This is a genomic window from Chryseobacterium gambrini (genome assembly GCF_027920505.1).
In the GTDB taxonomy this organism is placed as follows: Bacteria; Bacteroidota; Bacteroidia; order Flavobacteriales; family Weeksellaceae; genus Chryseobacterium; species Chryseobacterium gambrini.
The window spans coordinates 4,340,937-4,363,879 of the sequence record NZ_CP115857.1 but is presented as its reverse complement, the minus strand read 5'-3'; the positions used below and the strand labels follow the sequence as shown (position 1 = coordinate 4,363,879).

Sequence of the window (22,943 nt, the reverse complement as noted above, 5' to 3'; positions counted from 1 at the left end):
CCTTCTGAATTTGCTGTGGGATTTAAAAAATTTTTATCTTTGACCATTACGATTCTAAAAATGAAGATAAATTTACCTGATAAACTGTATTATTCAATAGGAGAAGTAGCGAAAGCTTTTGATGTAAACACTTCATTAATACGTTATTGGGAACAGGAATTCCCTATCATTAAGCCTAAAAAGAATAAAAAAGGCAACCGGTATTTCACTCCGGAAGACATTAAAAATCTTCAGATTATTTATCATCTCGTAAAAGAAAAGGGCTACACTTTGGACGGTGCCAAAATCGCATTAACCACCAACAGCAAGATATCCGAAACCATTACCATCATCGACAGGCTGGAATTTGTGAAGGCTGAACTGCTGAAACTGAAGGAGTCTTTGGCGGAGAGGGATGAGGAATAGTTTAAATATTTCTTCCATAATCTTTTTTGAATTTATTTTTTGAAGCCGAATAACAGAATTTATATCCTAAAATAATCCAATTGCAATCCGCTCATTGCGAATACTTAACAGAATGATTAAGTTTACAGCGATGAAAAAAAACTATTACCAGAGATTGGCAGTCATGGGAATATTGCTGATCATTTTATTCGCTTTTCAAAAATATACAAGTAGGGACAAAGAGGAAGAGTTTCCTGATGTTCAGTTTATAACACAACCATCCGCTGTGCTCCATCTCACAGAGTTTGATCCTAATGAACTGGATGAAAAACAATGGCAGAATTTAGGGTTTACAGAAAAACAAACGGCAACGATTCTCAACTATAAGAAAGTGGTTGGAGGAAGATTTGTATCAAAGGAACAGCTTAAAGAATGCTTTGCTATTTCTGAGAAAAAATTTTCTGAGCTGAACCATTATATTTTACTTCCGGAAACCGGCAAAGAAGCCAAATCAGTTGCATTCAAAAGTTTTGAAAAGAAATCGATTACGGTTAGAGGAAAATTTAACCCCGATCTTTACTCCGCCGCCGACTGGATGGAAATGGGATTCAGTGAAAAACAGGCAGAAGCCATTTTAAAATACAAAAGTTATCTGGGCGGAAGCTTTTTGAGTAAAGAAAAATTCAGGGAGTGCTTTATCATCAGTGAAGAGAATTTTCAGAAAATTGATCCCTATCTTATTCTGCCGGAGAAAACGCCGGAAAATTACAGAGCTGCTAAAAATTTCAATGTCGATAAAAAGAAAATTCAATATCATTCTTTCGATCCGAATGCATTGGATTTTGAAGGATGGAAGTCTTTTGGCTTCTCCGATAAACAGGCACAGATCATCATCAATTACCGTGACCGGAATTTAAAAGGAAGCTTTAAAAACCTTGAAGACATTCAGAAGTGTTTTGTTATTTCTTCTGAGAAATTTGAAGAAATGAAGCCGTTCATTAAATTGAATACAGAAACAATTGCGGTGAGTAAAAATGACAAATCTGAAACTAAGCAGCAGGAAAAAACGGATTTTACCAAGGTAGATTTAAACGCAATAACCTTCAAACAGCTTATAGAGTTTGGATTTGACGGAAAAGCAGCCGGTTCGATGATCGGTTTTAGAAATAAACTGGGCGGATTCGTGAATAAAGAACAGATTCTTTCTACGTACAATATTGATCCGGAACTGACGAAAAAATTACTTTCAACCGCATCGCTTACAACTTCGAATGTTCAGAAATATACGTTGCAGGATGCTCCGGAAGAATGGCTGAAAAACCATCCTTATTTTAAATATTCTGCAGAGAAAATTATTTTTTACCGAATCTCCGAAAAAGATGAAAAGAAAATCTGGAAGATGCTGAAACTGAAACCAGAGTATGAGTTGAGAATGAAATGGTATTTGAAGTAGGATAAATATTTTTAACGTTCGTCCATCATTTGCACTAATGAAAAAATTTTTAAGGTATTTTTGTTAAATAAAATGCAAGAATCAACGTAATCAAACGCATAACAGTTTAAATTGCTAAGTAGATAATGAAAATATCTATTTAATTAAACATTTTAAATATTCCTTGTATATTTCTCCACTTAATTTTTGAGTATTTTCAAAAATATATAATTTAAAATCGTCAATAGCAAATTTTGTCAATAGATCTATATCTGTTTTATTAAGACGTATAAATGCACTATACTCATATTTTCCATCTTCCATCTCAACATCAATTTGGGTATTTTTAATTATTTTTTTACCATTAGATAGCAGTATTATAGCACCAGTTCCATCAAAAACAGATGTAGATCCATATGTTTTTAGAGACAAATAATATCCTCCATCTTTTGCAAACGAAACAGGATCCAATAATGGTGAATATTTTGTAATATGATTTGTGAATTTATCTTTTCTTACATCAATCTTTGAACAATAATCAATTTTATTTTCAATCAATTGTTCGGTTTTGAAAGGGAAAGTTGTTGGGTTTTTATAATCATATTTGAAGTATACATAGTCATCTTCTTCATCTATTAGAGTAAGAACATAAATTGGGGAAATTAAATTTTCTACCTTTCTATAATCGCTTAATAAAAATTGCTTATTAGCAATATCTTCATAATTTGATGAATAGTATTTAGGGGACTTTTTATATACATTTTTTAATTCTATTTCTTCATAAAAATCACTATAACCAAACTCCTTCTCCTCTTCATTTTTAGGTAATGCAATAAGAGTCTTTCCTTTTAAAATTTCTATTTTTTCACCAACGAAATAACGCTCATCAAATCCTTTATTATCTTTTTGACATAGCAATAAACTGTGTATTAATAAAAACACAATTAAGAAATATTTCTTCATGATTTTAATTTTCCACAAAGTAAAGGATTATTTTAATATGGAATTTACGGAAAGGCGTAAATAGAATTCATCAAATACTTATCAACAATAAAAACAAGTGTGTAAATAAACAAAATACCAAAGACAAAACAGTATACCGTATTTTATAAAAAAAGAGATGTCCAATCCGGCATCTCTAATATCTTTAATCGTATGTTTTACTAGAACCTTCAACCAGTTTTTGTAAGGCAGAAAGTTCCTCATCCGTAAGATCTCTCCATTTCCCGATAGGAAGATCGAGTTTGATATTTAAAACCCTGATCCGTTTCAGCTTCTTTACTTCATAACCTAAATATTCGCACATTCTGCGGATCTGTCGGTTCAGTCCCTGCGTGAGAACGATGCGGAAATTCATTTCATCAATCTTTTCGACCTCACATTTTTTAGTGACGGTATCTAAAATCGGAACTCCGTTTCTCATTTTATCCAGAAATTTGGGCGTAATTGGTTTATCAACTCTTACAATATATTCTTTTCCGTGGTTGTTTCGGGATCTTAGAATTTTATTTACTATATCGCCATCGCTGGTTAAAAGAATCAATCCTTCGCTCGGCTTATCGAGTCTTCCGATTGGAAAAATTCTTTTGGGATGATTAATATAATCGATGATATTATTTTTCTCACGTTTTGTATCAGTGGTACAAACGATTCCTACAGGTTTATTAAAGGCAATATAAACATGGTTTTCTTCCGGCTCGCGGATTGGTTTTCCGTCTACTTCAATTACGTCCTCATCGGAAACTTTTGTTCCCATTTCCGGAACTTTGCCGTTAATGGTGATTCTTCCTTCCTCCAAAAGTTTGTCTGCTGCTCTTCTCGAGCAGTACCCTACTTCTGATAAATATTTATTAATTCTTGTTTTTTCCATTAATCTTCTCCGTAACCTGTATAATTTTTATTGCTGAAAATCGTAATTCCATAACTCAATCCAACAAAAACTGCACTTGAGTTTGCAAATTTATGACTTTCTAAAATAATCCCTCCTTCCTGACTTAATCTTTTGGAATAAGAAACCTGTAATCCAATCTTTAAACCATAAAATTTTGAATCCGAAACAGCGGAATGATTAATCTGTTTTCCATAATTGAGATCAATAAATACCGACTCATCATCAACATTAAAAATTACTTTTGGCTGAATTACCCAATAGATTAAATGAAAATTATCATCAATAAAACTGTATTTCAAACCAGATCCTAAAGCCAGATTAGGAATAAAATGATATCCTGCGACAGCCGTAATTCCGTACGTAATTTTATTCGGTAAATAGGGAGAAATATTTTGCTGATAGTATTGGGAATCTTTATTCTGACTATCTTTAATACTATTTCCTAAATTATATCCTAAATTAAGGGCAGGATTAACATAAAATCCCATTGTAGATTTCATGGGTTTTGCTTCCTGAGAAAAAGCTTTGTAAAAAGAAAACAGCGTAAGTACTAAGAATAAGATTTTCTTCATGATTCGTTAAATCTAAAATCATTTTCCAAAAAGTCTGACGTGGCATCTTCAATTTTGTATTCTCCGATCTTTGTCCGTCTTAATTGCGTTAAATACGCTCCAACACCCAACTCCTGTCCGATATCGTGAGCTAAACTGCGAATGTAAGTCCCTTTCGAGCAACCCACCGTAAAGCTTACGAGTGGAAGATCAATCTTTACATCATCAATATAAAAAATCGTGGTTTTACGGGATTTCATTTCCACCTCCTCTCCTGCTCTGGCAAGATCATACGCTCTTTTTCCCTCAATTTTTATTGCCGAAAAAACAGGCGGAGTCTGATCGATTTCTCCAACAAATTTTTCCAATGCCGTTTTTATCTGCTCCTCCGTAATCTGCGAAATGTCCTGATGTAAAATTTCGGGTTTCTCAGTATCGTATGATTCTGTCTGAACGCCGATTTTTATTTCGGTCCAGTATTCTTTTGGGGCATCCTGAATTTCAGGAATTTTCTTGGTGAATTTACCACAGCAGACAATCAATAATCCCGTTGCACGCGGATCTAAAGTTCCCGCGTGACCAATTTTGAATTTTTTGGGTAAATCAAACTCTCTTTTGAGTTTGTATTTCATTTTATTGACCGCCTGAAAAGAAGTCCAGTCCAAGGGTTTGTCTAATAAAAATATATGTCCAGATTGTAAATCTTCGGCAGTCATGGATATGAGTAATGAGTAATTGGTAATGAGTAATTTTTTAGTATTACTGTTTATATTTTTTAGCTTAAATTATTTAAAGAAATAAAAATATATCAGCAAGGCAATTCCTACGAAAATACGATACCAACCCCAAGGTCTGAAACCATATTTATTTAAAACTCCGATGAATGCTTTAATGGCAATTAACGCAACGATAAATGCCACCACATTTCCTACGATAAAAATCATGATGTGATCCTGAGATTCCATAATCATTTCATAGCCTTTCTGCGGATTAGGCGTTTCTTTCCCCCATGTTTTTACAAAAACCGAATATACCGTTACCGCCAACATGGTAGGAACCGCCAAAAAGAATGAAAATTCTGCCGCTGCTTTTCTGGTCAATCCCTGTGTCATTCCACCGATGATGGAAGCTGCACTCCTACTCGTTCCCGGCATCATTGCAAGACACTGCCAAAAACCAATGGTTACTGCTTTTTTTATGGTAATGCCTTTTTCATCATCAATCTTTGGATTTTTGAACCATGTATCGGCAAACAGTAAAACAACACCTCCAAGAACCAGAACTGAAGAAATAGCGATCTGATTTCCTAAAACCGCTTCAATTTTATCATCAAATAAATATCCTAAAACCAAAGCCGGAACCACTGCAAAAGCCAGTTTAAAGTAAAACTGCAAATTTTTAAGATCAAAAAACTTTTTCCAGTATGCCACAACCACAGAAAGGATTGCCCCAAACTGTATGGAAACCTGAAACATTTTTAAAAATTCGGTTTCTTCAAGTCCCAGCAAATTTGCCGTGAAGCCCATATGTGCAGTTGACGAAATGGGCAGATACTCTGTTAAGCCTTCAATGATCGCAATAATAATTGCTTTGATTAAATCCATAATTTATCCAAAATTAAAAGATTAAGAAACCAAGAGATTTAGACTAATCTAAATTTCCGAATTTCTTAATCTTCAAATAAAATTTATTTCTACTTTCTTTTTAAAATCGCGTAAACTTCGATTCCGAAACCAATCACCACAAATAATGGCGCAATCCTGATTCTTCGGATAGAAAAAATACCTTCATTCCATGAGTTCGGATCGTATTTTCCGTCTACGGTATTGGCATCGGCTCCCATCATCAGAAGAAACCCCACTACGATGAATGCCAAGCCGATCAACATCCATTTAAAGTTTTCTTTTCCGAAGTAAAAAGTGTTCTCCTTTGGAACTTCGGTTGTTTCTTTCCCGAAGTTATCTGCGGAAAATTTATTTGTTTTTTTGCTCATTTTTAAGAGTAATATAAGTCGTCAACGTTTGATCTTAAGAATCTCCAGGTAGCTACAATCGTACTTAAAACCGTAATAAAAATCCCTACTCCGAATACCAGCAGAACCAGCCAGAAGTATTGGTTGTTGTCCTGTACAAAGGCAGATCCGATCTGGCTTGTAAAGTAATACCATGCTCCGAAAAGAACCAGAAGTCCGATTGCAGAACCAATTGCCCCTAAAACTACCGCTTCGATGATGAAAGGTTTCAGGATGAATCTTCTCTTCGCTCCTACAAGCTGCATGGTTTTAATAATAAATCTCTTGGAGAATATTTTCAGACGGATGGAGTTGTTAATTAATACAACCGCCAGAATTAAAAACAGAATGGAAAATCCTAAGATCCATTTCAGAATTCTGCTCAGGTTGTTGTATACATCGACCATTAAAGTACTGTCGTTCTTTACATCGATAATTCCGGGAACAGCTTTAATGGCTTTAATGGCCTGATCGATCTTTGCCGGATCTACATATTCCGGTTTTAAGGCAATTTCTACAGATGAAGGGAAAATATTTTCTTCGAAAAGCGCATCCGTATCAATTCCCATTGCTTTTTTAGCTTCCTTGGAAGCCATTTCTCTGGTAATATACGTTGCTTTCTTTACCGGAGCCAGTGTCTGAATTTCTTTGAAAACCTCAGCCTCCATTTTCGCAATCTTTACAGAATCTTTTGCCTCATAGTTTTCATCAAAGTAAGCATTTACCACAAGTTGCTCCTTGATATAGTCAGAATATTTCTGGGCATTGATTAAAATAAGTCCCATTAATCCCAACAAAAATAACACTAAGGCAATACTTATTACTACTGTAATATTGCTAGACCTAAGCCTTTTCTTATTAAATTCATCTACAGATTTAGCCATTAATATTAAAATTTTTGGCTAAAATAGAAAAAATCTTCCGAAATTTGGGAACGAAAAAGAGAAAATCACTGTTAATAAAATCATAAAAAACATTGAGTGTAAAAGCAAAAAAGCATCTTGGTCAGCACTTTCTGACGGATGAAAACATCGCAAGAAAAATCGTGGAAGGTCTGAGTTTTGAGGGCTACAATAAGGTAATGGAAGTGGGTCCCGGAATGGGAGTTCTTACCAAATATCTGCTGGAAAAAGAACAGCAGATTTACCTTGCAGAAATCGATAAAGAATCCATAGAATATTTAAAGGAAAACTATTCTAAAGTAACCGAAGAAACTTTTGTGGGAGATTTTCTGAAACAGGATTTTCAGTTTACCAACGGAGAGCAGATTGCTATCATCGGAAATTTTCCTTACAACATTTCTTCCCAGATCTTGTTCCAGATTATCGATCATTATGAGCTGATTCCGGAAATGGTGGGAATGTTTCAGAAAGAAGTAGCGGAAAGAACAGCCGCCGTTCCAAGAACGAAAGATTACGGAATTCTCTCTGTCCTGATTCAGGCTTATTATGATACTTCGTATTTGTTTACCGTTCATGAAAACGTCTTCAATCCGCCGCCAAAAGTAAAATCCGGCGTTATCAGAATCATCAGAAATCCTAAAGAAGGTTTGGCAGGAAATGAGGTATTGTTTAAACAAATCGTAAAGGCAGGTTTTAACCAGAGAAGAAAAAAGCTGTCGAATGCCTTAAAAATTTTAAATATTCCGGAAGCCTTAAAAACCCATGAATTTATGGATAAAAGAGCAGAAGAACTCAGCGTGGCAGATTTCATCTCATTTACACAGATCTGGAAAGAAAGTGTTTAGTAAAAAAGTTAAGAAGAGCTATAACTTAATTTATCCTAAAAAAAGCCCCTCAATTTCTTGAAGGGCTTTCATTTTGCATTATCGATTGATTTTTTTATTCTCTGTTTTTCAACATAATCCAGCCAGACTGGCTCATGCTTGTTTTTGATTTCGGATACTGGAAGTTAAATTTATACCAGTATGTTGCAGTTGGCAGCTTTTTACCTCCTAAAGTTCCGTTCCAGATTGGGCGTTCTTTCGAGAATCTGAATAATTCTGAACCATATCTGTCATAAACAGAACCGGTGAAGTTATTAAAGTTTCCAAGAGCTGTAAGATCCAATGTATCATTAACACCATCCTGATTTGGAGTAATCATATTTGCAATATTCAGTGTGAAGAATTCTAAAGCTCCTACACAATGTGTTCCTACAGTTCTTACCTGAATATCGTAGTGGGTATTATTGGAAAGTCCTGTAAATACATTAGACTGCTGCCATGAAATACCACCGTCCACAGAATATTCTGCTGTCTGAGGAATATTATTGATCATCGGAACCTGAGCAGTAATTGTTAACGTATTGTTGCTATAATCTATATTTGAAACAAATGGAGAAGCTGCTGCCATCACTTTTGCAGTGAAAGTTTCCTGGCAAAATCCATTCTTAATGGTTACGGAATAAATACCCAACTGATCTACTTCTATCGTTCTGGTCGTTGCACCTGTACTCCAAAGGTAAGTATAATTAGGTCCTGCTCCTGCGTCCAAAGTTACTCTGTCTCCCTGACACATTTCTACATCCATTAATGTCGAAGTGATTTCCGGAACTACCTCAACGGTGATTTTTGCAGGCTGTAAAGATTTACATCCTTTTGTTCCCAATGCGTATACAGAGAAAGTTGTTGTATTGTAAACTGTTGCACTTTGGGTATTGCCTGTTCCTGAGAAGTTTGCCCATTGATAAGTTACCCCGCCGGTTGCAGTAAGATCTACTACGGTTCCCGGACATACTTTAATTTTGGATGCCACTACACTTGCAACAGGAGTCGCTTCTTTTGATAATGTTAATTTTACCATTTTACTACAGAAACCTCCATTCGATACGACAACATAAAGAATTTGTCCATCATTACCATTGTAGTGAAGAATATCCTGAATGTAATTATTGTTCTGGGCAATTGCGTCTGCCTGATTTACATAAAAATGAAATACCGCGCCTGGCGTTGTACTGATTGATGCCATAGAGTTGGTAAGATCAAACCAGGTGACATCCGGAGTTGTACAGAGCAGCAATGTCGCATCTACTGCGGCTGGTGTTGTTCCTCCGTTTATTTTGATGTTGGCTTTACCCGGACAAGGACTTCCAGGGAATGAAACCTGAATTTCGTAATTACCCGGCTGCGTTGCTGTAATGGTAGGAGATGTAGCTCCAGCAATAGCAACTCCGTTGAAGAACCACTGATACGTCATGTTCGGATCACTAACCGATGCTGTGATAACCTGAGGAACATTGTCGCATACATTAATTTCCTCCGGCAATGTTGCTCCGGAAGGATCTAATAATTCTACTCCAATGTTGAAAGATCCACCATCTAAAAATACAGCAGAATCATAGCTGCTGTCAATAGCATCTGCCAAAACCATTTTAAAGTGGTACGCCTGTCCAGGAACCACTGTAGCGGTCGCCTGTAAAGGAACCGTTCTTCCGTTAAAGTTAGTTTCTATATTAGCCGTGTTATATCCTCCAAAAAATGCAACGTTTGGCGCGCCGCACCCCATATTGGTTCCCGCAAAACTGTTTTGTGGGTGAATATTGGTTACACTCATAAGCCCTGTTCCCGGAGCTGGTAATACAGCCATGTTAACATAAGGTCCGCTTACTACAGGTTTTAATAATAAAGCAAATGCATCTGAGAAACTACAAGGGAAAGTCCCTGTATATTCTTCGGAAGCAAAAAGGTAATTAAACTTTACCTGACTGGAAGTAGGTACAAAGTCAAACTCTAAAATAACGGCATCATTAAGTGTTGCAGAAGGATTCGTTGCTGCAACAAGATCCGGATCACTACCCGTCGGCAAATCATCTCCTAAAGTAGAGCTAATATAGCTGTTTCCGGCTTTTTGAACATATCCTGTAGAAAGAACAATCCCATCCTTGAAAGGAAAACTGGTTGTTCCTCTGTTGAAATATCCCCAGGATCTGTTTGCATTTGTTGCCGGAAGATTCGGGCTCACCTGAACGTTGGATACGTTTGGTGTAACACAGGAATTGGTTCCTGATGAAATCAACACATCTTTTACCAGCTGCAAAGGGGCATAAGCTGATGCAGGATATGTAGGCACATTCACATCAATAAAAGCACCTGCTTTCATTGTAAGAGAGGAAGCCTTTTCTTGCTGAGGCTTTCTATTTGTATTTTTTTGTGAATAAAAGAGACTCGATGAGGAGACCGCGAATAAAGAAAACAATAGTAGATATCTCTTCATAATATTTTTGTTTTAACAAATTTAATTTTTTTTTGAATATACCACACATTTATTTGGCATTTTTATGCTAAAAAAGCAAAAAAACCTTTCATAAGAAAGGTTTTCAATTTTAATATCTTTTAATTTCTGTTTTTCAGTAAAATCCATCCGCTTCTCTGCTCAAGTTTCTTACTGGCAGGATTTTCCCATTGTACTCTGTACCAATAAGTAGCAGTCGGAAGCACCAGACTTCCTCTCAACATTCCGTTCCAGAAGGTCTGGTTTTTGGAAGCTTTAAATACTTCCTGTCCGTATCTGTCGAAAATAGAGGCTGCAAAATTGTTGTAACTGCTGATTCCCGTAAAATCTACAATATCGTTTTTACCGTCAGAATTCGGAGTAATGGCATTGATAACAACGAAAGTAAAGAAAGATATTGAAGTGCTGCATTTCGCATCTTTCACCCTTACCTGAAGGTTATAATTCGTATTATCCAAAATATTAGTAAATACATTGGACGTCTGCCAGCTAAAACCATTATCAGCAGAATATTCCAGAGTTCCGCCTGTCGGATTTGTCGTAGACAGTGTTAAAATATGGTTCTCGTACGAAATATTGGTAAATTGAGGCAATGTAGGATTGATAAGCTGTGCAGAAAATACTTTAGAGCACACTCCATTACTTATCGTTACCGTATAAGTTCCCGGTGTACTTACAGAGATCGTTTGTGTTGTTGCTCCTGTATTCCATACATACGTATAATTTGTTCCTGAACCTGCATCTAAAATTCCTGAATCTCCCGCACAAACATTAACATCTTTCAGAGTAGAAACAATTGCAGGGACAACCTGAATGGTAATTGAAGTAGGATTAGCCACTTTACATCCGTTTCCACCTAAAGCAAAAACAGAATAAGTAGTCGTGGATGTTGGAGATACAATCTGTGTACTTCCGTTGCCCGGTAAACCTACCCATTCGTAAGTAACTCCGCCGGTTGCTGTTAAAGTTACAGATTCACCTGCACATATTTTCATTTGAGAAGCAGTTAAAACTGCTACAGGAGGAGCCACGATTATTGTAATGGTAGCAGGAGTCGCTGAAACACATCCATTGGCACCCACAGCAAAAACGGTGTAAGTAGTTGTAGAAGTAGGCGAAACTACCTGTGTATTTCCATTTCCTGTAAGACCTGTCCAATTGTAGGTTGCACCTCCGGAAGCCGTTAAAGTAACAGATTCTCCTGAACATATCTGTAATGCCGTAGAAGTTACAGTCGCTGTCGGAGCAGTTGTATTTTGTGTTACCGTAACGTTTGAAGTATACGTACAGTTTAAATTTCCGGGCTGGTTGATATTGGTTACCGTTAAAGTATATACTCCACCCGCGTTTACCACCGGAGTTAATGTATTGGCTCCAGAAACAATATTTCCACCTTGCGGTCCATGTAATGGTAGATCCTGCAGGAATTACAGAAGCAGAAGCATTCAATGTAATCTGAGGAGTGGTACAGGTAATCTGCTGAGGCGGATTAATGGTTAAAGTTGTTTGAGGAGTAGACAAAAGCTGTAATGTGACCACATTTTTACATCCTCCGTTTGTTACTAAAACATATATCGTCTGTCCTCCCGCACTGTTGAAAGATGCCGGATTAGCAATTGTATTCGTATTTCCGGTATTGGCATCCGCAATATTCAGATAATAGGCAAAAGTAACTCCTGGTGCTGTTGTGATCTGAGGCTGTGCCTCTGTTAAATTATAATTAATTCCTCCGGTCTGATAACATTTCAGTAAAGTTGCATTCTGCACGGTAATAGGCTGAGTCACCTGTATCGTAACCGTTGCTGGAGTAGCAGAAACGCATCCGTTCGCTCCCACAGCAGTAACCGTATACGTTGTTGTTGTCGTAGGAGAAACAGTTTGTGTCGCTCCATTTCCCGGAAGACCAACCCAATTGTAAGTAGCCCCGCCGGAAGCCGTTAAAGTTACCGATTCTCCTGAACAGATTAAAACTTTTGAAGCCGTTAATCCTGTAGTTGGCGGTGCACTGTCTCCCGTAACGGTTACATTCGCTGTTGCTGTACAGGTAAGATTTCCCGGCTGATAAACATTAGATATGGTTAAAGTATAAGTTCCCGCTGTATTTACCACCGGATTTAAAGTATTGGCGCCTGAAACAATATTTCCGTTTGTTGTTGTCCAGCTAAAGGTAGAACCTGTAGGATATACTGAAGACGAAGCATTTAAAGTAACCTGTGAATTTGTACATGTTAAAACTCCCGGTGTAGCAATAGTTGCCGTAATCTGAGGCGCTTTTATCAGTTGTAATTCAGCAACTTTGGAACAAAATCCGTTTTTAACTGAAACATACACCGTCTGTCCCGGACTTGAAAAGGCGGTCGGATTCGCAATCGTATTTCCGTTTCCTGCAACCGCATCTGCCTGATTCACATAATAAGCAAATGTTGCTCCCGGTGTTGTACTGATTGAAGGTTGTGCTGATGTTAAGTTAAAAGTGGCATTACCCTGTGTGTAACAGGATGTGAGTGTTGCATTCTGAACCGTGGGCGAAGTTCCCCCGACAATAGTGATGGAAGCCGTTCCCGGACAGGTATTTCCGGGTAAAAATACCTGAACTGAATATACTCCCGGCTGTGTAGCTGTATAAGAAGCATTAGTTGCTCCCGGAATCGGGTTTGTTCCCAAATACCATTGATAAGTAGCTCCACCTCCCTGAACTGACGCAGTGAATGTCTGCGGAGTATTATCACAGACGTTGATGGAGGAAGGAAGTGTAACTCCTGCAGGATCCAATAACTGTACACCAATATCAAAAGATCCTGCTTCAAGAAATACCGCAGAATCGAAATTAGCATCCTGATAATCTGCCAAAACCATTTTGAAATGATAAGTCTGACCCGGAATTACTGTTGCTGTTGCCGTTAACGGAACAGTACGTCCGTTAAAGTTCGTTTCGATCTGAGGAATATTATATCCTCCGAAATACGATACGTTTGCAGCTCCGCAAGCCAATGGAGCACCCGTCTGATATTGTGTGGAAGGGTGAATATTGGTAACACTTACAGGACCTGCTCCTCCCGGTAAAACGGCAAGATTGGTATAAGGATCCCCTACTTTTCTTAATAAAAGTGCAAAACCATCGCTGATGGTACAAGGGAAATTAGTCTGATATTCTTTTGAAGCAAATAAATATCTGAAAGTAACTTTCGTAGAAGCCGGAACAAAATCGAATTCTATATAAGTCGCATCATTCAGCTGATTGTTAGGAACTCCAAGAGCCGCCGCCAAATCTGCATCTCCTCCAGAGCCTAAACCATCACTTAAAGTTCCCTGAAGATCATTTCCTGCTTTTCTCGCATATCCTGTTGTAAGGACAATTCCTTTGGCAAAAGGAAAATTAGTGGTTGCTTTATTAAAATATCCCCAGCTTCTGTTTTGGTCTGTCACTGCTAAATTAGGAGAAACAGATACATTGGTTACATTAGCTGCGGAACATGTAGACCCTCCACTGATGAGCACATCTTTTACCAGTTGTGTTATGCTGTATGCAGACTCCGGATAAGCCGCAGTATTTACATCTATAAAGGCTCCGGCTTTCATATTTTCAGGGGTTTGTCTGCTCGTTACACCTTTTCCGTCCCTGCCTTTCTGTGCATTAACGAAACTCCCTACAAAAACCAAAAGCAAAGCCAAAAATAAATTTTTTGTCCTCCTATTTAACATTTTATATTATTTTAAACAAAAATACTATTTTTTTCAATTGAATTTCAATTCAATGCTAATTACATTATCACTAATACAATTAAAGATATTATAAAAAGAGTAATTTCAATTATCTCTAAAACGTAAAAAAGACCAACAATTTGTTGGTCTTTTCTATTGTGATTCAAAATTTATTCAAAATTTTTCAATAAGATCCATCCTGTCTTTACGACCGGCTTTTTACTTGCAGGATCTTCAAAACTTACCTGATACCAGTATGATGAGGTATTCAGTCGTTTACCTTGGAAATATCCGTCCCAATAAGGCTGTAAGCTGCTTTCCCTGTAGACTTCTTTTCCGTAACGGTCGAAAATAGAAGCTTTAAAGTCTTTGTTTTTATTCACGATTCGGAAATCAATGATGTCATTAATGTTATCTCCGTTTGGCGTAATAACATTCTGCATTACGAATGTAAAATACTCAAGGAAGCCTACACAGCTTGTATTCTTCACTCTTACTCTAATGGCAATAACTGTATTTCTCGGCACATTGGTGAATGTATTTGAATTTTGCCATGTTAAACCATTATCAACAGAATATTCCAAAACACCGTTGCTTGGATTACTTGCCGTAATAATCATGGTTCCGTTTTCGTTATAGTTAACATTAATAACTTCCGGAATAACCGCCTGGATAACCTGTGTTGTAAAAATTTTTGAACAAACTCCATTGGTAATGGTTACACTGTATGTTCCCGGCGTTCCTACAGAAATCGTCTGAGATGTTGCTCCATTACTCCAAAGATAACTGTAGTTCGGGCCTGCTCCTGCATCTAAATTAATAACATCTCCCTGACAGATCATACCACCGGAAAGTGTTGATTTAATAGCCGGAACAACTTCTACAGTAACGGATGCAGGCTGTAGAGATTTACATCCCTGTGTTCCGATGGCATAAACAGAATATGTTGTAGTCTGGGTTGGAGAAACCGTTTGTGTAGCTCCGGTTCCCGATAAATTCGTCCATTGATAGGTTGCTCCGTTCGAAGCTGTTAAAGTTGTAGATTCGCCTAAGCAGATTCTTACTTTTGTTGCCGTAAGCTGCGCAACAGGCGTTGCTTCTTTTCTTAAAGTTAAAGTTACCGTTTTGCTACAGAAAGCTCCATTAGAAACCACGACATACAAAACCTGTCCGTCTGTTCCGTTATAACTTGCCATTTGCGCTGCCGTAAGATAATTTGCATTTTGAGCAACAGCATCTGCCTGATTCACATAATAACGAACAATAGCCGTAGTGGAAGTTGTAATCTGCGGCGTTGCATCATTTAAATTAAATGTTGCCAAAGATGGTGTTGTACAAAGTTTTAAAGTAGCATTCTGTGCAGGTGGCGTTGTACCGCCTACAATGGTAACAGTAGCTGTCTGGCAGTTGGTTCCGCCCACAAATGTTCTTACCACATACACACCGGGTGATGTAGCGATATAGGTCGCATTGGTTGCCCCTGCAATTGCAACACCGTCTTTGTACCATTGGAAGGTCATTCCCGGAACAGAAGCAATTTGCGCTGTTAGAGTTTGCGGCGTGTTATCACACATGTTAACATTGGTTAATGGATTTCCGCTGCCGTCTACAATGGTCATTCCTATGTCAAAAGATCCTCCCTGAAGGAAAACCGCAGAGTCAAAACTGCTGTCGGAAGCATCTGCCAAAACCATTTTAAAATGATACGTCTGCCCCGGAATTACCGTTGCAGTTGCCGTTAAAGGAATTGTTCTTCCATTGAAATTCGTTTCGATATTTGAAGTGTTCATTCCTCCGAAATAAGCTTCGTTAATAGGTCCGCATGAGAACCCGTTACCGGAAGGAACGATATTGGTAACGCTTACAGGTCCCGCTGTTCCCGGTAAAATTGCCATATTGGTATAAGTAGGATCCCCTACTTTTTTCAGTAATAAAGCAAAACCATCGGAATAAACTCCACAAGGGAAATCTGAGGTATATTCTTCTGAAGCAAAAATATAATTAAATTTTACCTGAGTACTGTTAGGAACAAAGTCGAACTCAATAAAAACGGCATCTTTTAACGGAGCCAAAGGATTAATTGCCGTTACAAGATCCGGATCACTAACGGTAGATCCGGGAACAGGATCGCTCAATCCGCTTTCCAACACATTTCCTGCTCTTCGGGCTTTCCCTGTTACCAATACAACACCATCCGTAAACGGAAAGGCAGTAGTTCCTTTATGAAAATATCCCCAAGCTCTTTCGGTGTCTGTTGCGGGCTGATTGGGAGAAACAGTGACGTTGGTAACATTGGCAACAGCACAACTTGAACCGCCTGTAATAAGGATATTTTTAACAAGCTGTTCTATATTATAAGATGATGGCGCATAGGAAGCGACATTAACATCTATAAATGCACCTGACTTTAAACTCGAATTAGTATGCTTTTCTTTGATCGGTTTTCTTGATGTTTTTTGGGCAAACATAGATCCCGAAACCAGAAGCAACACTAAAAAGAAATAGTAGTTTTTTAATCTATAATTTAACATTTTGTTGTTGTTTGTTCAAAAATACTAAATTATTAGCTAAAATCAGAACAAAAAATAAGCGTTATGCTACAAATAACCTAAAATATTTTAAAATTACAGAAATAACAGATATTCTATCTGAATTAATAAAAAAGATTGATAAAATTATCAGCCTTTTTGTATGAATTTTTACTATTTCATCACTTTTATCTGTTGATTAACTAATCTTTTTTCAGTTCGTCAATCATATTCTGCAATTCTGAGATCTTATCTTTCAGTGCTTTAATTTCATTTTTATTGGAACTTACATTGCTTTTCAGCATCACATTTTTGGCGCGTTCAATGTGATCTTCTTCATCTTCTTCCTCATTAATTTCTTCGATATCTTCCTGAATATCCTCAATATCTTCATTAATTTCTTCGATATCCTCGCTGATTTCTTCAATGTCTTCGCTGATCTCTTCAATATCTTCCTGAATATCTTCAATATCCTCACTAATTTCCTCAATATCTTCCTGAATAACCTCAATTTTTTCATGGCTTTTATTCACCGACATCTGGATGAAAATGGCAAGATAAATTGCTTCCAAAGAAACGACCGTTGTAAGAATCAGCAGCATTTTATCAAATTCCACAAGATGGAGAATCGGCAGAAGAAAAGAAATCAAAAAAAACAGGGTATGTGCAATGAGCGACGGAATAGAGCCGATCCACCATGTGATTCCGTTGGCAATTTTTTCCAGCATTTCAATTTTTTCTTCGTTCTTTTTCATTGCGTTTCAATTTTTATAGTAATTCTTTCGTAACTCCCAGTCCAAACAATGCAAAATCGTATTTTGCAGGATCTTTTTCATCAAATTTCCGGATCACAATATCCAGTTCTTCCACGGTTTTCCAGTCGTTCTGCGTTCTCGTAATCAGCCCCAGTTTCCTTGAAATATTTCCGGTATGTACATCCAACGGAATCGAAAGATATTTCGGATCTGTATTTTCCCAAAGACCAAAATCTACGCCACGCCTGTCGTTACGCACCATCCAGCGCAGAAACATGATAATTCTTTTGGTGGAAGAATTTTTATACGGCGAACTTACGTGTTTGTGCGTTCTGTGCTTTTCCGTTCCCAGAAACTGTGCTCTGAAACGTTCAATGGCATGAGAAAAATTAATTTCAGAATCATTTACCCTGAATAAATCCTCCAGACTCTCATTTTCCAAATAAATTCTGTTAAACTGCTTAATAAAATAAGCAAAATCTTCTCCGTTAAACGTTCTGTGAACACTTTTGCCCTCCATCAATTTCAAATCCTTTTCCGAATGATTCAAAACAAAATCATAAGGCGAATTTCCCATAATATCGAGCATTTTCTCTGCCGATTTAATGATCGCCTTTCTGTTTCCCCAGGAAATTGTCGCCGCCAGAAATCCTGCAATTTCAATATCCTGTTTCAGAGAAAAACGATGCGGAATCTGGATCGGATCATTTTCTATAAATTCAGGATCATTGTACTGGTCTGCCTTTTCATCTAAGAAGATTTTCAGTTCTTCAAACTTCAACATTATTTTTTAAATTTTTACAGGTTCCAGTGCTTTCGGTAAGAAAGTATTGGGAAAAACAGTTCTTGCTTCATCGGTAAATACGGTAAGATCTCCATAACGGTTGGAAAAATGTCCTAAGATCAGTTTTCCTACTTCTGCTTTTCTGGCTACCGTTGCGGCTTCCAGAGCAGTTGTATGTCCCGTATAATCTGCCATTTCCTTCAAATCATGAAGAAATGTAGATTCATGATAAAGCACGGTTACATTTTTAATGATCGGGATCACACTTTCCAGATATCTCGTATCGCTGCAAAATGCATAAGAAACAGAAGGAGCAGGCTCTATCGTAAGGATTTCATTTTTAAGAACATATCCATCGCTTAAAACAAAATCTTTTCCGGCTTTTATATTGTGATAATCACAGGTTTCTATTTCGCTGTATTTCGCGATTTCCTTCATGTTCAGATGCCTGTCTTTCGGTTTTTCTTTAAACAGATAACCGTTGCAGTATATTCTGTGATCCAGAGGAATGGTGTACACTTCTACCCTGCTGTCTTCGTAAATTTTCTCTGAATAATCTTTATCCAGTTCATGATAAACCACTTCAAAACCACGGTGCGTTTCTGTAATCGTGAAAATAGTATCCAGCATTTTCTTAATTCCTTTCGGACCGTAAACATGAAGCGGCATTTCTCTTCCCAAAAGCCTGAAGGAAGCAATAAGCCCCGGTAAACCAAAACAGTGATCTCCGTGAAGATGAGAAATAAAAATATGATTGATCTTCGAAAATTTCGCTTTGGCTTTTCTCAACTGTACCTGCGTTCCTTCCCCGCAATCGATGAGGAAAGACCGTTCTTCCATCTCCAGAAACTGCGCGGTAGGAGAAGAATTCACCGTAGGAATTGCTGAATTAAAGCCTAATATCGTTAAATAAGTACTCAAATCGATGGTTTATTAAGGTGACAAATGTACGGATTTAGGTTAAGACTAAGATTTAGGCTGAGATTAAAATTACGTAGTGGAAACCAATTTAAATATCTAAATTCCGGTTTCTTTTTTTACCATACATCTTAGCCTCAACCTCAAACTATTCTTTCCCTTTCAGGAAATCCAAAAATAGATCCAAAGCCTGTTTTCTGTGACTGATTTTATTTTTATCCTGCGGTTCCATTTCAGCAAAAGTCATTTCGTACCCTTCCGGAACAAAGATCGGATCGTAGCCAAACCCTTTGAAACCTTTATTTTCCTTCAGTAAATTTCCGTGAACCCTTCCGTCGAAATATTTGGCTCCGTTTTCGTCATAATAGCATAAAACAGTAATGAAATACGCTTTTCTGTTTTCAATACCTTCCATTTCGCCCAAAACTTTTTCGATATTTTTGGCAAAATCATGATTTCCTGCATAACGCGCGGAAAAAATTCCAGGTCTTCCGTCCAGAGATTCTACAACCAGTCCGCTGTCGTCACCCAAACTTGGAATTCCTGTTTTTTCGAAGCAGTATTTCGCCTTAATTAACGCATTGGCATTGAAAGAGTCTCCGTCTTCTACAATTTCTTCATGAAGATCGTAATCGGCAAGACTTTTAACGACAAATTCATCGCCTAAAATCTGCTGAATTTCTTCTTTCTTATGTATGTTGTGCGTTGCTACCAGTAATTCCATATTCAATTTCATTTATTTAATTTCTATTTTGTTTAAACCTTAAATCATCATCACAAATAACACCAATGATATTAGTGAAATTCGTGTTTAAAAATTTAGTGTCATTCGTGTTTAGATTTAAATTTCAGAATAATGCACTTTATATTTTTTCATAAAAAGAAAATAAAACAAGGAGAAAAGTGCCATTCCTATCGTCAGTATGATCCATTCTGAAACTTTGAAAGCATCTGCGAAGCTTTCCGTTTTTACATAAGTGATTAATAAGGTGGAACATAAATTATTAAAACCATGCAAAAGCATCGGTAAAAGCAGAGATTTTGTTTTGTAATAGACCAATCCCAGAACGCATCCTAACAGAACAGCTCCCACAAACTGCCACGGATTTCCGTGAATAGCTCCAAAGATTACGGAAGCAAAAACAATTGCCATTTTTGGTTCAACGCCTTTATTCATCAATCCTTTCTGGATAATTCCCCTGAAAATAATTTCTTCAAAAATAGGCGCACAGATAACGGCAGTAATGATCATCACAACCGGATCATCGGTAAGTTTTTCCATCATCTGAGTAAAAAAATCGTAATACTTTCCGAAAAAAGGTCCCGTTGTAGGAATCTGGGCGGTAATAAATTCTGCAATAAACATCATCCCGATCATCATTGGAAAAATCAGGAGATAAGTAGAAAAATTAGTGGGAGAAAAATTGAAATTCAGCTTCATTCCTGTTGTTCTTCTCACAATGAAAAAATCAAAGAAAGCAATCGCCGTAAGAAATCCTGCGGCATTGGTAATCATAAAAAACCAGTCTCTGTACTGTAGATTTTCTTTGAAAGTAAACACCCAGAAAACATTAAAGGATGAAACAACCATTGTTCCGAAAAACAATCCTGCCAGTAAAACAAGACCGCCAATCCATGTAAACTTGAAATTCGGATATTTACTTTTTTCCATAGAATCTAAGAATTTATTGAGAAACAAAGATAATTCAAATTATGAGAAAAGAGAATTGCAGAGAAGTTTAACCTTAAAATACATTGTTACATTTATGTTCTTTAAAATGTTTAAACTAATTTCAAAATTAACCGCAAAAGTTGCAAAAGACCATTATTCCGCAATAATTAGAATAATCAAAGTTCTCAAAAGACTAAAAATCGAAGATTTTTAAAGCTGCTGTTGCTTTTTCATTTTTCGTTATTTAATTTGAATAAAATTTCAGCTTATCTTTTATAACTTTTGCGGTTAAATAAAAAAAGTTAAACAGATTTTAAGTTAAATTTCTCTGTCAGACTGTTTTAATGAAGTAACTTTGCAGCTTAATATTTTCACATGCAGGGTTTGGTAAAAAAGTCGGAGAATGTTAATCTGTCTTTAATCAGTTATGTAAGTTTTACCTTTATAGGGTATTTCGTTATTGGATTATCGCTTTCGGTGCTTCCTATTTTCATTAATAAAAGTCTTGGGTTCAGTCTGGTGATTGCAGGTTTGGTCATCAGTCTGCAGTATGTTTCTACATTTTTTCTGAGAGCTTATTCCGGAAAAATCATTGACGGAAAAGGTCCGAAACCAGCCGTTTTATTCAGCATGATCAGTTTTTCGCTGACCGGAATTTTCCTGATCATTGCTTATTATTTCAAGTTTTCTCCTTGGTTAAGTTTAACATTTTTAGTCATCACGCGTCTTCTTACAGGCTGTGCGGAAGGAATGATCGGTGCAAGTCCGATTAACTGGGCAATTATGGCGGTCGGAGAAAAACATACGGCAAAAATTATTTCCTACAACGGCGTTGCCTGTTACGGCGCTTTAGCAATCGGAGCTTCTCTGGGCGTAACGATTGAGCATGAATTCAGCTTATACGGAATCGGAATTCTTTCGATTATTCTTGGAATTTTAGGGTTTCTTTTTGCAAAAACCAAAGACAATAAAACCAACACGGATATAAAAGAATCACAGCCGTTCTGGAAAATTTTGGGAAAAGTGGCTCCTTTCGGCGTTTGCCTGGCTTTAGGAGGACTTGGTTTTGCGAGTATTTCTACTTTTATCACTTTATATTACAACTATTTTCACTGGAATAACGGCGCTTTATGTCTGAGTGTTTTCGGTGGACTGTTTGTTGCAGGAAGACTCGTTTTCAATAATGTAATCAATAATTACGGAGGAATTAAAGTCGCCATTGTCTGTCTTTTGGTAGAAACCATTGGACTTTTAATTATTTCATTTGCCACGAATTCACAAATGGCTCTTGTAGGAGCCGGCGTTACAGGACTTGGTTTTTCATTAATTTTTCCGGCTTTGGGTGTGGTTGCGATTAAAAGTGTGCCTTCTTCCAATCAGGGTTCCGCTTTGGCGGGATATGGTCTTTTTATTGATCTTTCTCTAGGTGTTGCAGGACCGCTGATCGGCGGAATTGCCGATCTTTACGGAATGAGCTATATTTTCCCTTTCAGTGCGGCGATGGTTTTTGTGGGATTGGGACTGGCGTATTTACTTAAGCTTAAACACAAATAGCACTAATTTTTACAAGAATTAACAGGACTCAGGTTGGTATTCGCAAAGACGCAGGATTTTTACTATTCTCAAAATTTTTAAGGCGCAAGGATTTTATCTCTGATAAAATTGATCATCAGAATTATAAAATAAAATCTTTGATTTTATCCTTGCGTCTTAAGACTGGAAAATTCTTATCTAAATCTTGCGCCTTAGCGTTTTTCCAATAAATTTAAATTCATTGTACATCTTTTAAACACGAATAACACCAATGGCTTTCACAAATTCCACGAATTTGATTTTTTTTTTTAGCCTATTTTTAGTTTGGCAAAAGCAAACAAAAAAAGTTGTTTAAAGTAAAACGGTAGAAAACTCTATCGAGTTTTATCTGTGTAGACACCTTATTCACAATGCATTTTGCGTTCCGTAGGAACGCTATCTTTAAAAAATTTATCATATTTATAGATATCAATCCTACGGATTGATTTGCGGATTTATTATTATTTCTACACAGATTCTGCTCCTAAAGGAGCAAACTCTCTTACTTCAA

Annotated in this window: 19 protein-coding genes and 2 pseudogenes; 4 read left to right on the top strand and 17 right to left on the bottom strand. The window is 37.0% G+C overall.

Going from position 1 to position 22,943, the window contains the following annotated elements:
* Window positions 1-60: 60 nt before the first annotated feature.
* Together PFY09_RS20125 and PFY09_RS20120 are read left to right on the top strand one after the other, a co-directional pair.
* Window positions 61-405, top strand: coding sequence for a MerR family transcriptional regulator (locus tag PFY09_RS20125; protein ID WP_076392608.1), 345 nt, complete (start codon window positions 61-63; stop codon window positions 403-405).
* A gap of 130 nt (window positions 406-535) precedes the next feature.
* Window positions 536-1,837 carry a helix-hairpin-helix domain-containing protein gene (locus tag PFY09_RS20120; RefSeq protein ID WP_271160879.1) on the top strand — a complete coding sequence of 434 codons (1,302 nt, stop codon included), beginning with the start codon at window positions 536-538 and terminating at the stop codon, window positions 1,835-1,837.
* Window positions 1,838-1,972: 135 nt separating this feature from the next.
* Here the strand turns inward: PFY09_RS20120 and PFY09_RS20115 are convergent, their stop codons facing one another.
* The 7 genes from PFY09_RS20115 to PFY09_RS20085 all read right to left on the bottom strand — a co-directional run bounded on the left by PFY09_RS20115 (window position 1,973) and on the right by PFY09_RS20085 (window position 7,153).
* On the bottom strand, window positions 1,973-2,779 hold the full coding sequence (locus PFY09_RS20115; RefSeq protein ID WP_271160878.1) for a hypothetical protein: 807 nt from the start codon (window positions 2,777-2,779) through the stop codon (window positions 1,973-1,975).
* Between the two features lie 184 nt (window positions 2,780-2,963).
* A complete protein-coding gene (gene rluF, locus PFY09_RS20110; RefSeq protein ID WP_271160877.1) occupies window positions 2,964-3,686 on the bottom strand; it encodes a 23S rRNA pseudouridine(2604) synthase RluF in 723 nt (240 codons plus the stop codon).
* Window positions 3,686-4,279 carry a hypothetical protein gene (locus tag PFY09_RS20105; RefSeq protein ID WP_271160876.1) on the bottom strand — a complete coding sequence of 198 codons (594 nt, stop codon included), beginning with the start codon at window positions 4,277-4,279 and terminating at the stop codon, window positions 3,686-3,688. The genes rluF and PFY09_RS20105 overlap by 1 nt, the downstream gene beginning before the upstream one ends.
* Entirely contained in the window at window positions 4,276-4,974 is a 699-nt protein-coding gene (truB, locus tag PFY09_RS20100; RefSeq protein ID WP_271160875.1) for a tRNA pseudouridine(55) synthase TruB, read from the bottom strand. The genes PFY09_RS20105 and truB overlap by 4 nt, the downstream gene beginning before the upstream one ends.
* Before the next feature lie 69 nt (window positions 4,975-5,043).
* Window positions 5,044-5,862: an undecaprenyl-diphosphate phosphatase gene (locus tag PFY09_RS20095; protein ID WP_076392544.1), complete on the bottom strand. Its 819-nt coding sequence runs from the start codon at window positions 5,860-5,862 to the stop codon at window positions 5,044-5,046.
* A gap of 89 nt (window positions 5,863-5,951) precedes the next feature.
* Window positions 5,952-6,251 carry a DUF3098 domain-containing protein gene (locus PFY09_RS20090; RefSeq protein WP_076392542.1) on the bottom strand — a complete coding sequence of 100 codons (300 nt, stop codon included), beginning with the start codon at window positions 6,249-6,251 and terminating at the stop codon, window positions 5,952-5,954.
* Window positions 6,252-6,253: 2 nt separating this feature from the next.
* Entirely contained in the window at window positions 6,254-7,153 is a 900-nt protein-coding gene (locus PFY09_RS20085) for a cell division protein FtsX (protein WP_271160874.1), read from the bottom strand.
* Between the two features lie 92 nt (window positions 7,154-7,245).
* Between PFY09_RS20085 and rsmA the strand changes: the two genes are divergently transcribed.
* Window positions 7,246-8,016: a 16S rRNA (adenine(1518)-N(6)/adenine(1519)-N(6))-dimethyltransferase RsmA gene (rsmA, locus tag PFY09_RS20080; RefSeq protein WP_271160873.1), complete on the top strand. Its 771-nt coding sequence runs from the start codon at window positions 7,246-7,248 to the stop codon at window positions 8,014-8,016.
* Between the two features lie 94 nt (window positions 8,017-8,110).
* On the opposite strand, the gene PFY09_RS20075 is transcribed toward rsmA, so the two are convergent.
* The 10 genes and pseudogenes from PFY09_RS20075 to PFY09_RS20030 all read right to left on the bottom strand — a co-directional run bounded on the left by PFY09_RS20075 (window position 8,111) and on the right by PFY09_RS20030 (window position 20,860).
* Window positions 8,111-10,369 (bottom strand): choice-of-anchor L domain-containing protein, encoded by a 2,259-nt coding sequence (locus PFY09_RS20075; protein WP_271160872.1) that lies wholly within the window; start codon window positions 10,367-10,369, stop codon window positions 8,111-8,113.
* Window positions 10,370-10,602: 233 nt separating this feature from the next.
* On the bottom strand, window positions 10,603-11,496 hold the full coding sequence (locus PFY09_RS20070) for a T9SS type B sorting domain-containing protein (protein WP_271162365.1): 894 nt from the start codon (window positions 11,494-11,496) through the stop codon (window positions 10,603-10,605).
* Between the two features lie 87 nt (window positions 11,497-11,583).
* Window positions 11,584-11,856: pseudogene (locus tag PFY09_RS20065) on the bottom strand (hypothetical protein); the annotation flags it as partial.
* Between the two features lie 1,495 nt (window positions 11,857-13,351).
* Window positions 13,352-14,080: pseudogene (locus PFY09_RS20060) on the bottom strand (choice-of-anchor L domain-containing protein); the annotation flags it as partial.
* A gap of 293 nt (window positions 14,081-14,373) precedes the next feature.
* Entirely contained in the window at window positions 14,374-16,734 is a 2,361-nt protein-coding gene (locus PFY09_RS20055; protein ID WP_271160871.1) for a choice-of-anchor L domain-containing protein, read from the bottom strand.
* Between the two features lie 200 nt (window positions 16,735-16,934).
* Window positions 16,935-17,486 carry a DUF1003 domain-containing protein gene (locus PFY09_RS20050; protein WP_271160870.1) on the bottom strand — a complete coding sequence of 184 codons (552 nt, stop codon included), beginning with the start codon at window positions 17,484-17,486 and terminating at the stop codon, window positions 16,935-16,937.
* 13 nt (window positions 17,487-17,499) lie between these two features.
* Complete coding sequence (locus PFY09_RS20045) at window positions 17,500-18,270, bottom strand: TIGR02757 family protein (RefSeq protein ID WP_408640178.1); 771 nt, start codon at window positions 18,268-18,270, stop codon at window positions 17,500-17,502.
* 6 nt (window positions 18,271-18,276) lie between these two features.
* Entirely contained in the window at window positions 18,277-19,191 is a 915-nt protein-coding gene (locus PFY09_RS20040) for a ribonuclease Z (protein ID WP_271160869.1), read from the bottom strand.
* Between the two features lie 145 nt (window positions 19,192-19,336).
* Entirely contained in the window at window positions 19,337-19,912 is a 576-nt protein-coding gene (gene rdgB, locus PFY09_RS20035; RefSeq protein WP_372487808.1) for an RdgB/HAM1 family non-canonical purine NTP pyrophosphatase, read from the bottom strand.
* A 117-nt stretch (window positions 19,913-20,029) separates the two neighbouring features.
* On the bottom strand, window positions 20,030-20,860 hold the full coding sequence (locus PFY09_RS20030; RefSeq protein ID WP_271160868.1) for a CPBP family intramembrane glutamic endopeptidase: 831 nt from the start codon (window positions 20,858-20,860) through the stop codon (window positions 20,030-20,032).
* A 375-nt stretch (window positions 20,861-21,235) separates the two neighbouring features.
* Between PFY09_RS20030 and PFY09_RS20025 the strand changes: the two genes are divergently transcribed.
* Window positions 21,236-22,414, top strand: coding sequence for an MFS transporter (locus PFY09_RS20025; protein WP_271160867.1), 1,179 nt, complete (start codon window positions 21,236-21,238; stop codon window positions 22,412-22,414).
* The last annotated feature ends 529 nt before the right edge of the window (window positions 22,415-22,943 follow it).